The following is a 12,626-nucleotide window of genomic DNA, read 5'->3' on the forward strand; positions in this document are numbered from 1 at the left end:
CCGCGCATCGCCCGTTCGGTCAGTCGACGTCGATCCTGATGTGCAGCCGCTTGCCGCAAACCTCCGCAAGGCGCTGCAGCACATCCACGCGCGGCACCTCGTCTCCGCTCTCCCACGCGGCGACCTCCGCCCGGGTGGTGCCGAGTGCGTGCGCCAGTTGCTCCTGGTTCATATCGGCACCGGCACGTGTTTCGAAAATCAGGTCGGGCAAGTTCAGCGCCAGCCCGGCTTCGTGAATATCGATCGAATGAGAGTCCGACATCGCAATCACCGCTTTCATTAACGGCAGCCAAAGGACTACAGCTAACTCCGATGTTACGTGTGGTTCGGGCTATGTGCACGCGGCGTTGTGCCGCCGTTACTACCGCCCGGCCATCTGCTCCAGCCGGCGGATGCGGTCCTCGATCGGCGGGTGCGTCGAAAACAGCGACCCGATCCGCTCGCCGGCGCGGAAGGGGCTGGCGATCATCAGGTGTGCCTGGCTGGCCAGCTGAGGCTCCGGCGGAAGCGGAGCCACCTCGACCCCGCCGGAGATCTTGCGCAGGGCCGACGCCAGGGCCAGCGGGTCGCCGGTCAACACCGCGCCCGATTCGTCCGCCTGGTATTCCCGTGACCGGGACACCGCCAGGCGCACGACCGTCGCGGCAATGGGGCCCAGCAACGAAACCAGCAGCAGCGCAAAGGGATTCTCGCCATCGCGGTGGTTACCACCGAACATGCCGGCGAACATCGCCATGTTGGCCAGCGCGGTGATCACCGACGCCATCGCGCCGGCGACGCACGAGATCAGGATGTCGCGGTTGTAGACGTGCGAAAGCTCGTGTCCCAACACGGCACGCAGCTCACGCTCGGTGAGAATGCCCAAAATCCCGGTGGTGCAACACACCGCGGCATTGCGCGGATTGCGGCCGGTCGCGAACGCGTTGGGCGCGTTGGTGTCGCTGACGTACAACCGGGGCATCGGTTGGTGCGCGGCGGTGGCCAGCTCCCGGACGATCCGGTACATCGCGGGCGCCTGGAGCTCGGAGACCGGCTGCGCATGCATCGCCCGCAGCGCCAGCTTGTCGCTGTTGTAGTACGTGTAGATGTTCATGCCGATGGCGAACAGCACCGCGATGAACATCGCGGTCTTACCGAACAGCGAGCCCACAAACACGATCAACGCGGACATGCCGACCAACAGGGCGAAGGTCTTCAACCTGTTGGTGTGCGGATGCCAGGTCATCGGTGTCCTCCTAGGACATACCGGAGCAGACTCCGGAACGCTCGTTCATTGTCGACTATGGAACGCCCGAAACGGGTCAAGGAGTTCCGTGACCGGCTAGCCGTGGCGGCTGATGGTGTAGTCGACCAGCGTCTGCAGCGCGTGCCGGCCGGGCACGTCGGGCAGCAGGGCCAGCTCCCCGTGCGCCTGCGCCGCGTACTCGTGCAGCACCTGCTTGGCCTTGGCCATGCCCGCCGACGCCCGCAGCAACGCCAGCGCCTCGGCCACCACCTCGTCGTCGTCGATGGGCCCGACCAGCAGCTCGCGCAGCCGCGCCGCTTCGGGACCGGGTTCGCGCAGCGCGTAGACCATCGGCAAGGTGTGCACACCTTCACGCACGTCGGTGCCGGGCAGCTTGCCGGACTCGTGGGAGTCGCTGTCGATGTCGATGATGTCGTCGGAGATCTGGAACGCGGTGCCCACGATGCCGCCGAGGCGGCTGAGCCGCTCCACCTGGTCGGCGTCGGCGCCGGAGAACATGGCACCGAACCGGCCCGCCGCGGCGATCAGGCACGCGGTCTTCTCGTACACCACCTTCAGGTAGTGCTCGATCGGGTCCGCCCCTTCGGCCGCGCCCGTCAGGCCGCGGGTCTCGCGCATCTGCCCGGTCACCAGCTGGGCGAACGTCTCAGCGATCAGGCGCACCGCCTCGGGACCCAGCCGGGACACCAGCCGCGATGCGGTGGCGAACAGGTAATCGCCGGCCAGGATCGCGACGTTGTTGCCCCAGCGCACGTTGGCGGTGGGGGTGCCGCGCCGCACCTCGGCCTCGTCCATCACGTCGTCGTGATACAGCGTGGCCAGGTGCACCAGCTCGATCACGGCGCCGGCGATCGTCACGTCCACGGCGTCGGGGTGGGGCCCGAGCTGCGCCGACAACACGGTGAACAGCGGCCGGAACCGCTTGCCGCCCGCCTTGAACAGATGGGTCAGCGACTCGGTCATGATCTCGTCGGCGCTGCGCAGCTCGGTGTCCATGAGCTGCTCGATCCGCCCGACACCGTCGCGCACCGTCGCCGCGAAGGCCGCGTCACCGAGATCAACGCCCGCCACCACCGTCGCCGGAGTATTCACGGGACCAAACATACTGGTGTGCATGAAGACGCGAGCGACCCGAGCCCACGTGGTGGTCGTGGGTGCCGGACCCGCCGGTTCGGCGGCGGCGGCCTGGGCCGCGCGCGCAGGCAACGAGGTCCTGGTCATCGATTCGGCGAGCTTTCCCCGCGACAAAGCCTGCGGTGACGGGCTGACCCCGCGCGCGGTCGCCGAGCTGGAACGCCTGGGCCTCGGGGACTGGCTGGACACCCGCATCCGGCACCGGGGATTGCGGATGAGCGGGTTCGGCGGCGAGGTGGAAGTGGACTGGCCCGGCCCGTCCTTCCCGTCCACCGGCAGCGCGGTGGCCCGCGTCGAGCTGGACGACCGGATCCGCAAAGTCGCCGAGGATTCCGGGGCGCGGATGATGCTGGGCACCAAAGCCGTTGGCGTGCAACATGACTCATCGGGCCGGGTGACGTCGCTGACCCTGGCCGACGGCACCGAGGTGGGGTGTCGCCAGCTGATCGTGGCCGACGGCGCCCGTTCGTCGCTCGGGCGCAAGCTGGGCCGGCGGTGGCATCAGGAAACGGTGTACGGCGTCGCCGCCCGCGGATACCTGAGTACGCCGCGTGCCGACGACCCCTGGCTGACCTCGCACCTGGAACTGCGCGGACCCGACGGCTCCAAGGACAAAGTGCTGCCTGGCTACGGCTGGATTTTTCCGCTGGGCAACGGCGAGGTGAACATCGGCGTCGGGGCGCTGTCGACGTCGAGACGGCCGGCGGATCTGGCGCTGCGGCCGCTGATCGACTACTACACCGACCTGCGCCGCGACGAGTGGGACTTCACCGGCCCGCCCCGGGCGGTGTCGTCGGCGCTGCTGCCGATGGGCGGCGCGGTGTCCGGGGTGGCCGGGGCCAACTGGATGCTGATCGGCGACGCCGCGGCGTGCGTGAACCCGCTCAACGGCGAAGGCATCGACTACGGGCTGGAGACCGGCCGGCTGGCCTCTGAAATGCTCGAGCTGCTCGATGGCGGCGACCTGTCGCAGGTCTGGCCGTCGCTGCTGCGGCAGCACTACGGTCGCGGGTTCTCGGTGGCGCGCAGGCTCGCGCTGCTGCTGACCTTCCAGCGATTCCTGCCCTCGACCGGGCCGATCGCCATGCGCTCGCCGACGCTGATGACCATCGCCGTGCGGGTGATGGCCAACCTGGTCACCGACGAGGACGCGGACTGGGTGGCGCGCGCCTGGCGCGGCGGTGGCCGACTGTCGCGGCTGATCGACCGCCGGACGCCGTTCAGCTGAGCGCATCGCCGCTGGTCGGCGGGTGCGGCGGGCCCAATGGGGCGCTCGATCGGCCTGCGCCGTTTGTCGGCGGGCCTGATACCGGGCGTGTATAGTCCAGCTAATGAAGGGAACGATGCTGGCTACTATCGGTGCCGCTGCTGTTGCTGCTTTCGCGCTGGCCGCGCCGGCGCAGCTCTCCGCTCCGGCGCAGGCGGATCCCCCGCCGACGGCGCCGTACCCGACCCCGCGGACACCGTCACCGCCCAGCGACTACGACGCGCCGTTCAAGAACACCGTCAACGGCTTCGGCATCTACCAGCCGCAGGACCAACTGGCGTGGCTGGGCAAGATCACCTGCGACCGGATAGATCACGGCGTCGACCACGACGCCCACCAGTCCGCGACGTTCATCCAGCGCAACCTGCCGCGCGGCACCACCGAGGGCCAGTCGCTGCAGTTCCTCGGCGCGGCGGTCGACCACTACTGCCCGGAACACGTCGACGTCGTCCAAGCGGCCGGCAATCACTAAAACCGCCTCAGCGCGGGGGCAGGTACCCCGCGTGTAGGGCGACGATGCCGCCCGTCAGGTTCCGCCACCGCACCCCCACCCAGCCGGCCTGGGTCAGCTGCTGCGCCAACCCCTCCTGGTCGGGCCACGCCCTGATCGACTCCGCCAGGTACACGTAGGCCTCGGGGTTACTCGACACCGCCCGCGCCACCCGCGGCAGCGCCCGCATCAGGTATTCCTTGTAGACCGTGGCGAACAGGCCGTTGGTGGGCGTGGAGAACTCGCACACCGCCAGTCGACCGCCCGGACGCGTGACGCGCGCCATCTCGCGCAGCGCGGCTTGGGTGTCGACCACGTTGCGCAACCCGAAACTGATTGTTACGGCGTCGAATACGTCGTCACCGAAGGGCAGCCTGGTGGCGTCGCCGGCGACCTTCGGCACGTTGCGCGCCGCCCCCGCCGCCAGCATGCCGACCGAGAAATCGGCGGCCACACACCACGCGCCGGATTTCGCCAGCTCGACAGTCGATACCGCGGTGCCGGCGGCGAGATCCAGCACCCGCTGGCCGGGCCGGAGTTCCAGCGCCGCCCGGGTGGCCTTGCGCCAGTAGCGGTCCTGGCCCATCGACAGCACGGTGTTGGTCAGGTCATAGCGCCGGGCGACGCCGTCGAACATCGACGCGACGTCCCGGGGGTCCTTGTCCAACTCCGCGCGGCTCACCACACGGACGGTACCCCTGGGGAATTACGCGGCGACAGCAGCGTTGCAACTCTGCGTGACTGAGAAAGTGTGGTTTATCACCGGTACATCGCGAGGTTTCGGACGGGCCTGGGCGATCGCGGCGCTGGAGCGCGGCGACAGGGTCGCCGCCACCGCCCGCGATACGGCGTCGCTGGACGACCTGGCGCGCAAGTACGGCGACGCGCTGTTGCCGATTCGATTGGACGTCACCGACCGCGACGCGGACTTCGCGGCGGTCAAGCAGGCGCACGACCACTTCGGCCGGCTCGACATCGTGGTGAACAACGCCGGCTACGGCCAGTTCGGGTTCGTCGAGGAACTCTCCGAACAAGACGCACGCGACCAGATCGAGACCAATGTCTTTGGAGCGCTGTGGATCACCCAGGCCGCGCTGCCGTACCTGCGCGAGCAGGGCAGCGGCCACATCATCCAGGTGTCCTCGATCGGGGGCATCACCGCGTTCCCATTGGTAGGCATGTACCACGCGTCGAAGTGGGCGCTGGAAGGCTTTTCGCAGGCGCTGGCCCAGGAGGTCGCCCCGTTCGGTGTGCACGTCACGCTGATCGAGCCGGCTGGCTTCGACACCGACTGGGCCGGTCCGTCGGCCAGGCACGCCGAGCCGCTGCCGGCCTATGACGACATTCGCGCCGCCGTGCAGGCCGAGCGCAGCCGGCGGTGGGCCAGCCCGGGTGACCCGACCGCCTCGGCGGCCGCGCTAGTCAAGGTGGTCGACGCCGAAAAGCCGCCGCTGCGAGTGTTCTTCGGCTCGTCCCCGCTGGAGACGGCCAGGGCCGACTACGAGAGCCGGCTCCGCAACTGGGAGGATTGGCAGCCCGTCGCCGAATTGGCGCAAGGCTGATCGCAGGCCGTCACTGACCCTGCGCGTACCGCGCGGCGAACAGCCGGCGCCGCTCGAACGGCGACAGCACCGCCTCGTAGTGGCCGAGCAGCTCGTCGCAGATGACCGGCCAGCTACGGCCGATCACGCTGCGCCGCGCGGCCGGCGCGTAGCGTGGCCGTTCGGCGATCAGATGCGCGACGGCCTCGGGCAGCCGCGCCTCGAACTCGTTGACCCCCAACAGCAGACCCGTCCGCCACGGCGTGACGAGGTCGCGTGGGCCGCCGGCGTCGGGGGCGATGACCGGCAACCCCGACGCCAGCGCTTCCTGCACGACCTGACAAAACGTCTCGTGCTCACCGGGATGCACGAACACGTCCATGCTGGCGTACGCCGCGGCGAGCTCGTCGCCGTAGAGCGCGCCGGTGAAAACCGCTGTCGGCATTGCCGATTGCAGCCTGTCGCGGTCGACACCGTCGCCCACGATGACAAGCTGCACCGCGCCACCGCCGGCCAGCCCGGCAAGTCGCTCGACGTGTTTCTCGGGCGCGAGCCGGCCCACGAACCCGACGATGGGTTTGCGGTGAGGCGACCACCGCCGCCGCAGCGCTTCGTCGCGCGCCGACGGCGCAAACTGCAGCACGTCGACGCCGCGCGCCCACCGGTGCACTCGCGGAAAACGGTGGGTGACAAGCGCTTCCATCGTTACACTGGACGGGGCCAGGTTGCGGTCGGCGAGGCCGTGCAGGTGGCGAAACCAGGCCCAGGCGGCGCGTGCGGTCATCGGGATGCCGTAGCTCGCCGCGAAACCCGGTACGTCGGTTTGATACACCGCGACCGTCGGCACCCCCAGCCACCGCGCCGCGCGCACGCCGCCATAGCCCAGCAACGCCGGTGACGCCAGATGCACGACGTGGGGGTCGAATCCGCGCAGCACGCTCACCAGCCGGGGCGTCGGCACGCCCAGCGGCAGCGTGGTCACCTTCGGAAACATCCGCGACGGCACCCGGTGCACGCGGATGCCGTCGTGAATGCGCTCCGCGGGCGGTTCGCCGGGGGGCGTGTCGGGGGCGATGACGAGGGCTTCGTGGCCCGTGCGGCGCAGATGCTCGAGCACCCGGATCACCGAGTTGCTGACACCGTTGACTTCCGGCAGGAAAGATTCCGCGACGATGGCAACGCGCACACCATCACCGTGTCAGCGCCGGCTGTCGACAAGGTTGCCTACCGGCATCCGTCACGCGAAATTTGCAGGTTCGGCGGTTTCGGCGCGGCGGTCCAGCCACTTGTCCAGCAGCGCCAGCAGCACCAGGATGGCCGCCGCGGCCAGCCAGCCCACCACCGCGAGGGATCCCGCCGGGATGATCGCCAGCCCGGCGTTGCGATGCTGCACGCGGACCAGGTTGGGGTCGTTCTTGTTGTACTCGACGTAGATCCGCATCCCGGTGGCCAGGTGGGACGGATAGAGCACACCGAGCTCGGGACGATAGGTGACGCGCTCGGGGGTGACGAATTCGATCGTGGAGCGACGCGGCCCGGCGCTGAGCACCTCCGCCTGCGCGACGCCCATGTGGTGGCTGATCGCGAGGTCGTCGCGCCAGGCGCCGGCCACCAGCAGCATCGACTGCAGCGTGACCAGGGCGGCGACGATCAGTACCGCAATCCGGGCCCACCGCAACGCGATTCTGGCGCGCGTTTTCGTCGGTTCATCACTGCGTCCATGAATCAGTATGTGCAGCAGAACCTTTGGGGATCGCACCATCTACCCGCGCCTCATAGCGCCGCCTTGATGGCGGCGTGCAGTTGCCGCAGCGAGGAGCGGTCCGCCTTGACTTCCAGCACCCGCATCCCGGGGCCGGGTTCGTCGAGGGCGGCGCGCAATTCGTCGACCTCGATCTGACGGCTCTCCACGTGGTAGGCGCGGCACAGCGCGCCCACGTCGACATCGTGCGGGGTGCCGAACACCCGCGACGACACGTCGGAAAACCGCGGGTCGCCCTGCTCGAGCAGCTCGAAGATGCCGCCGCCGTTGTCGTTGGAGACCACGATGGCCAGGTGGCGCGGGGTCGGCTCGGTGGGGCCGATCAGCAGCCCGGAACTGTCATGCACGAACGTCAGATCGCCGATCAGCGCGACGGTGCGCGCCGGGCCGTCCGCGTTCCCGTCCCGTTCGTGGGCGAGAGCCGCCCCGATCGCCGTCGACACCGTCCCGTCGATGCCGGCGACCCCGCGATTGGAGCGCACCCGGATGCCGTGGGTGTCCAGGCCGACCAGCGCCGCGTCGCGGACCGGGTTGGACGCCCCGAGCACCAGCTGGTCACCGGGCCGCAAGGCGTCGGCCACGGCCGCGGCGACGTGCAGGCCGGTGGTCAGCGGGTGCGCCGCCAGCTGGCCGCGCACCGCGTCGTTCGCGTGCCGGTTCGTCTCCGCGCAGCGGTGCAGCCACGCCGGGTTCGGCGCCCCGGTGGTGACAGCGCGGGTGCCGGTGGCCTGCGAGTTTCCCGAGACGTCCGGCCAGCGGGGGCCAGTGGTCAGCGCGTACACCGGCACCTGGGGGTCGGCCAGCAACGCCGACACCGGCCTATGCAGGGTCGGGCGCCCGAGCATGATGACCTGCTTGGGCCGCAGCAAGGGCAGGGCCAAGGGGTGCAGCGGGTTTTCCGCGGCCGGCGCCGTCGGCTCGGCCACGGTCGGCAGCTGCGCGAGAGCCGGGTGCGCGCCCGCGCCGTGACCGGCGATGACGACCGTGTCGGGTGTGAGGTCGATTTCCAGCGGCTGGTCGAAGCTGACGGGCGGGGTGTAGGTCCACGGCCGGCCGCCCGGGCGGCCCGGGGGGATCACCGCGCCATGGGGTGCGGGACCGGGCACCAGCGGTTCGCGCAGCGGGATGTCGAACTGGACGGGGCCGGCGTTGGCGGTGCGAGACCCGGTGGCGGCGGCCAGCACCCGGCAGGTGGCCGAGCGCCAGGTGGCGTTGTGCGCATCCAGCCGCTCCGGGGCGTCCTCGGCCAGGCCCAGGCTGATGGCGGCCCGGACCTGGGTGCCGAAGTAGCCCAACTGTTCCATGGTCTGGTTGGCGCCGGTGCCCAGCAGTTCGTAGGGTCGGTTGGCCGACAGCACGATCAGTGGAACCCGCGCGTAGTTGGCCTCCACCACGGCCGGGCCCAGATTGGCGACGGCGGTGCCCGACGTCATGGCGACACACACCGGCGCGCCGGCGGCGATCGCCAGGCCGATGGCCAGATAGCCGGCGGTGCGCTCGTCGATGCGCACGTGCAGCCGGATCCGACCGGACCGGTCGGCGTCCTGCAACGCGAAGGCCAGCGGCGCGTTCCGCGAACCCGGGCAAAGCACCACGTCGCGGACACCGCCGCGAATCAGCTCGTCAACGACGACGCGAGCCTGTGTCGTCGAGGGGTTCACTCCTACAGGGTGTCACAGCCCGCTGACGATGCCCGCCGCACAGCGGCGGGAGGAGGAAGCGGGCAATCCAACCCAGCCCGTTCATCGCACGCCGAGCGTGGAGTTATTGCGGCCCTATCGCGTGATTTCGCCCCGCAAGTCGACGTTGGGCGCCTATCTGGGTTCGTCGAAGAACTTCAGCATGGCGGCGTTGACGGCGTCCGGCCGTTCGAAGAAGCCGAGATGGCCGGTGTCGGGAATCTGCATGTAGCGGCCGTTGGGCAACGCGTCGGCGACCTCCCGGCCCAGATACGGCGGCGTGAGGACGTCGTCGGAGAAGCCGATCACCAGCACCGGCGTCGCGATGCTGCGGTAGGCCGACAACCGGCTGGTGTACGGCGCGATGTCGAGCTGGGCGCGCATGCCCGGAGTGGACTTGACGGGCCAGGTGGAAAACATGGCGATCCAGTCGGCGACCGCGGTGTCATCATTGAGTGTCTTGCGGGAAAAGTTTTCCAGCAGGCGGATTTTCGCCTCGTAGGCGGCCGGCAGCGTGACGCCGGCGTCGGCCAGCTCGGCCTCCGCGTCGCGAAAAAACTGCCGCGCGCGGTCCATGCGGCCGCGGGTGCCCATCAGCACCGCCGAGCTGACCAGGTCGGGCCGGGCGAGCATGAGTTCTTGGGTGATGAAGGCGCCCATCGACATTCCGACGATGCGGGCGGGGGCCGCGTTCAGCTCTTCGATCAGCGCCACGGTGTCGGCGACCATGGTTTGCGTCGAGAAGCCTTCCGCGTTCTCCGTGGCGCCGATTCCGCGATTGTCGAAGGTGATGACGCGGTATCCGGCCGCCAGGAACGCGGGGACTTGATAGGGGTGCCAGGTCCGTCCGGCGCCGCCGTGGCCGGCGATAAAGACCACGGGCTCACCGGAGCCGCGGTCGTCGTAAGCCAGGTTGATCACCCGGACGACGGTACAAGCAACCGATGGCACACCTTGACCCGGTCGATCCACCACTGCCGACGCTGCGACGGTGCCGCCAGCGTGCGCAGCCGCGCCGGATCCGGCGTCACCGGGCCGACGCCCAGGCTCCCGTCGACGGGTGCGGCGGTCTCGGCCACGTCCTCGAGGAACAACCCGCCGGTGCCCAGTCCGCACGCGTGCCGAAGCTGCGGCAGGGCCGCCGCGGCGGTCAGCCCGGCGGCGATCCCCACCGCCGAGTCCAGCGCGCTGGAGACCACGACGGGGATGTCGATCTGGTCGGCGATGGCGAGCATGGCCGAAATCCCGCCCAGCGGAGCGACTTTGAGCACCGCGATGTCGGCGGCGCCGGCGCGGACCACGGCCAGCGGATCGTCGGCCTTGCGGATGCTTTCGTCCGCGGCGATCGGCACGTCGACCCGCCGGCGCAACTCGGCGAGTTCGCCGACCGTCGCGCAGGGTTGTTCGAGGTACTCCAGCGGGCCGTCGGCGGTCAACGCGGACGCGGCGGCCACCGCCTGCTCGACGCTCCAGCCGCCGTTGGCGTCCACCCGCACGGTCGGCATCAGGTCACGCACGGCGTTGACCCGCGCGACGTCGTCGGCCAGCGTCTGCCCTGGCTCGGCGACCTTCACCTTGGCCGTCGCGGCGCCGGGAAAGCGGGCCAGCACCTCGCCCACCTGGGCGGCGGGCACGGCCGGCACGGTGGCGTTGATCGGGACGCGGTCGCGACGGGTCGGCGGCGGCCGGCGGTAGGCGGCTTCTATCCCGGAGGCCAGCCAGTGCGCGGCCTCCGGCGGCTCGTACTCGACGAACGCCCCGAACTCCCCCCAGCCGGCGGGGCCCTCGATCAGCGCGACTTCGCGGGTGGTGATGCCGCGGAACCGCACCCGCATGGGCAGCGCGACCACGTGCAGGCGGTCCAAAATGTCCTCGAGTGCCGCAGTCACGCGCTGTAGACCTGCCGGCCGGCCAGATACGTCGCCCGCACGTCGAGGTCGGCGATCCGCTCGGGCGCCACGGTGCGCGGGTCGGCTGAGAGCACCACCAGGTCGGCGTACTTGCCGACCTCCAGCGAGCCGATCGCGTCGTCGGAGAACAGTTGCCAGGCGGCGTCGATGGTCTGCGCGCGGATCGCCTGCTCGACCGTCAGACGCTCCTCGGGTCCGAGCACCCGGCCGCTCGGCGCCGTGCGGGTCACCGCCACGCTGATGTTGCGCAGCGGCTCCTCGGGCGTGACCGGCGGGTCGTTGTGCAATGAGATCCGCATCCCGGTGGCCACCGCGGATCCCGCTGGCATCCAACGGTTTCCACGCTCCTCACCGAATAGGCCGTCGACGATGACGTCGCCCCAGTAGTGGATCTGGTCGACGAAGATGCTGCAGGTGACGCCGAGATCGTGGGCGCGCCGCAGCTGCTCGGGCCGGATGGCGCCGACGTGCTCGAGTCTTAATCGGTGGTCGTCGCGCGGGTGGCGCTGCAGCGCCTCTTCGTACACATCGAGGATGGTGTCCACGCCGGCGTCGCCCTGCACGTGGCAGGCCATCGGCCAACCGAGCGGGAAGTAGGCGCCGACGATCTCGTGCAGCTGCTCGGCGGTGTAGTTGGCGCAGCCGCACGAACCGGGGGCGACGCCGATGATCCGGGTGGCCTCGGTGTCCAGGTAAGGAAACGAGAGGTCGATGTTGCCGATCCAGGGCGAGCCGTCGACCCAGATCTTGATGCCGACCTGGCGCAGGATGTCGTCGCCCTGCCCGGGTGTGGCGGCGGTCGACATCTGCGGGTTGGAGATCTCGTAGGTCCGCAGCCGCACCGTCAGCTGTGCGCGCAGCTGTTCGACCAACGGCCGGAACCCGGGGTCGAACGCCATCTCCGAGCAGGTGGTCAGTCCGGCGCGATTGAGCCGGGCACACTCGGCGAGCAGCATTCGCGGGTAGTCGGCGAAGTCGATGACCCCGCCCAGCAGGGGGAACACCGCGCCGGTCTCCTCGGCGGTGCCGTCGAGTTCACCGTTGGCGTCGCGGCCATACTTGGCGCCCTTGGGGTCGGGGGTGTCGCGGTTCAGGCCCTGCAGCTGGGCGGCGCGCGAGTTGAAGTAGGCCTTGTGCCCGGAGTTGTGCATGATCACCAGCGGGCCGTCGGGCGCGATGCCGTCGAGCCAACTCAGCGTCGGTTCCGGAAGACCGTTCTGCAGCAGCGGATCCCAGCCGTTGAGGTAGGCGCCGTCGGATCCGCGCCGCGCGACCTCCGAGTGCACCGCGGAGACCACGTCGTCGGCGCTGCGCATGGTGACCGGCCGGATGTCGACGAGACGGTCCGACAGGGCGACCGCCTCCATCAGCGGATGGCCATGGGCCTCAACGAATCCCGGCATGACGCAGCCGTCGGCGATGTCGATGGTCTGGGTGTCGGGGCCGGTGAGTTCGGCCACCTCGGCCCGGCTACCGACGGCGATGATGCGGCCGTCGGCGACGGCGAGCGCCTCGGCGGTGGGCCGCGTCTCGTCGACCGTCAGGATGGTTCCGGTGACGACGAGATCTGCCTGTCCCATGAGTAGCGATCCTAGTG

General features: G+C 69.9%; 13 protein-coding genes. 3 read left to right on the plus strand and 10 right to left on the minus strand.

Going from position 1 to position 12,626, the window contains the following annotated elements:
* Window positions 1-19: 19 nt before the first annotated feature.
* The 3 genes from A5775_RS05405 to grcC1 form a co-directional block, all read right to left on the minus strand.
* Window positions 20-280 carry a helix-turn-helix transcriptional regulator gene (locus tag A5775_RS05405; protein ID WP_067248674.1) on the minus strand — a complete coding sequence of 87 codons (261 nt, stop codon included), beginning with the start codon at window positions 278-280 and terminating at the stop codon, window positions 20-22.
* An 81-nt stretch (window positions 281-361) separates the two neighbouring features.
* Window positions 362-1,225 carry a zinc metalloprotease HtpX gene (htpX, locus tag A5775_RS05410; RefSeq protein WP_067248677.1) on the minus strand — a complete coding sequence of 288 codons (864 nt, stop codon included), beginning with the start codon at window positions 1,223-1,225 and terminating at the stop codon, window positions 362-364.
* Between the two features lie 96 nt (window positions 1,226-1,321).
* On the minus strand, window positions 1,322-2,338 hold the full coding sequence (gene grcC1 / locus A5775_RS05415) for a nonaprenyl/(2E,6E)-farnesyl/geranylgeranyl diphosphat synthase (protein ID WP_067249014.1): 1,017 nt from the start codon (window positions 2,336-2,338) through the stop codon (window positions 1,322-1,324).
* A 22-nt stretch (window positions 2,339-2,360) separates the two neighbouring features.
* On the opposite strand from grcC1, the gene menJ reads away from it, so the two are divergent.
* Together menJ and A5775_RS05425 are read left to right on the plus strand one after the other, a co-directional pair.
* Complete coding sequence (gene menJ / locus A5775_RS05420; RefSeq protein WP_067248679.1) at window positions 2,361-3,608, plus strand: menaquinone reductase; 1,248 nt, start codon at window positions 2,361-2,363, stop codon at window positions 3,606-3,608.
* A 103-nt stretch (window positions 3,609-3,711) separates the two neighbouring features.
* A complete protein-coding gene (locus A5775_RS05425; protein ID WP_067248684.1) occupies window positions 3,712-4,119 on the plus strand; it encodes a DUF732 domain-containing protein in 408 nt (135 codons plus the stop codon).
* Between the two features lie 7 nt (window positions 4,120-4,126).
* Here A5775_RS05425 and A5775_RS05430 read toward each other — a convergent pair whose 3' ends face one another.
* Entirely contained in the window at window positions 4,127-4,819 is a 693-nt protein-coding gene (locus A5775_RS05430; protein WP_067249018.1) for a demethylmenaquinone methyltransferase, read from the minus strand.
* A 55-nt stretch (window positions 4,820-4,874) separates the two neighbouring features.
* Between A5775_RS05430 and A5775_RS05435 the strand changes: the two genes are divergently transcribed.
* Entirely contained in the window at window positions 4,875-5,699 is an 825-nt protein-coding gene (locus A5775_RS05435) for an SDR family oxidoreductase (RefSeq protein ID WP_067248687.1), read from the plus strand.
* Between the two features lie 10 nt (window positions 5,700-5,709).
* Here A5775_RS05435 and A5775_RS05440 read toward each other — a convergent pair whose 3' ends face one another.
* The 6 genes from A5775_RS05440 to A5775_RS05465 all read right to left on the minus strand — a co-directional run bounded on the left by A5775_RS05440 (window position 5,710) and on the right by A5775_RS05465 (window position 12,609).
* On the minus strand, window positions 5,710-6,864 hold the full coding sequence (locus tag A5775_RS05440) for a glycosyltransferase family 1 protein (RefSeq protein ID WP_067248690.1): 1,155 nt from the start codon (window positions 6,862-6,864) through the stop codon (window positions 5,710-5,712).
* 51 nt (window positions 6,865-6,915) lie between these two features.
* The gene (locus A5775_RS05445) at window positions 6,916-7,437 is read right to left on the minus strand and encodes a DUF3592 domain-containing protein (RefSeq protein ID WP_197512372.1); all 522 of its coding nucleotides are present in this window, start codon (window positions 7,435-7,437) and stop codon (window positions 6,916-6,918) included.
* A 14-nt stretch (window positions 7,438-7,451) separates the two neighbouring features.
* Entirely contained in the window at window positions 7,452-9,101 is a 1,650-nt protein-coding gene (gene menD, locus A5775_RS05450) for a 2-succinyl-5-enolpyruvyl-6-hydroxy-3-cyclohexene-1-carboxylic-acid synthase (protein WP_067248697.1), read from the minus strand.
* 153 nt (window positions 9,102-9,254) lie between these two features.
* Window positions 9,255-10,040 carry an alpha/beta fold hydrolase gene (locus A5775_RS05455; protein WP_067248701.1) on the minus strand — a complete coding sequence of 262 codons (786 nt, stop codon included), beginning with the start codon at window positions 10,038-10,040 and terminating at the stop codon, window positions 9,255-9,257.
* A complete protein-coding gene (locus A5775_RS05460) occupies window positions 10,037-10,954 on the minus strand; it encodes an o-succinylbenzoate synthase (RefSeq protein WP_231995117.1) in 918 nt (305 codons plus the stop codon). The genes A5775_RS05455 and A5775_RS05460 overlap by 4 nt, the downstream gene beginning before the upstream one ends.
* A gap of 50 nt (window positions 10,955-11,004) precedes the next feature.
* Entirely contained in the window at window positions 11,005-12,609 is a 1,605-nt protein-coding gene (locus tag A5775_RS05465; RefSeq protein ID WP_067248707.1) for an amidohydrolase, read from the minus strand.
* Window positions 12,610-12,626 lie beyond the last annotated feature (17 nt).

The organism is Mycobacterium sp. 852002-10029_SCH5224772 (assembly GCF_001667315.1).
In the GTDB taxonomy this organism is placed as follows: Bacteria; Actinomycetota; Actinomycetes; order Mycobacteriales; family Mycobacteriaceae; genus Mycobacterium.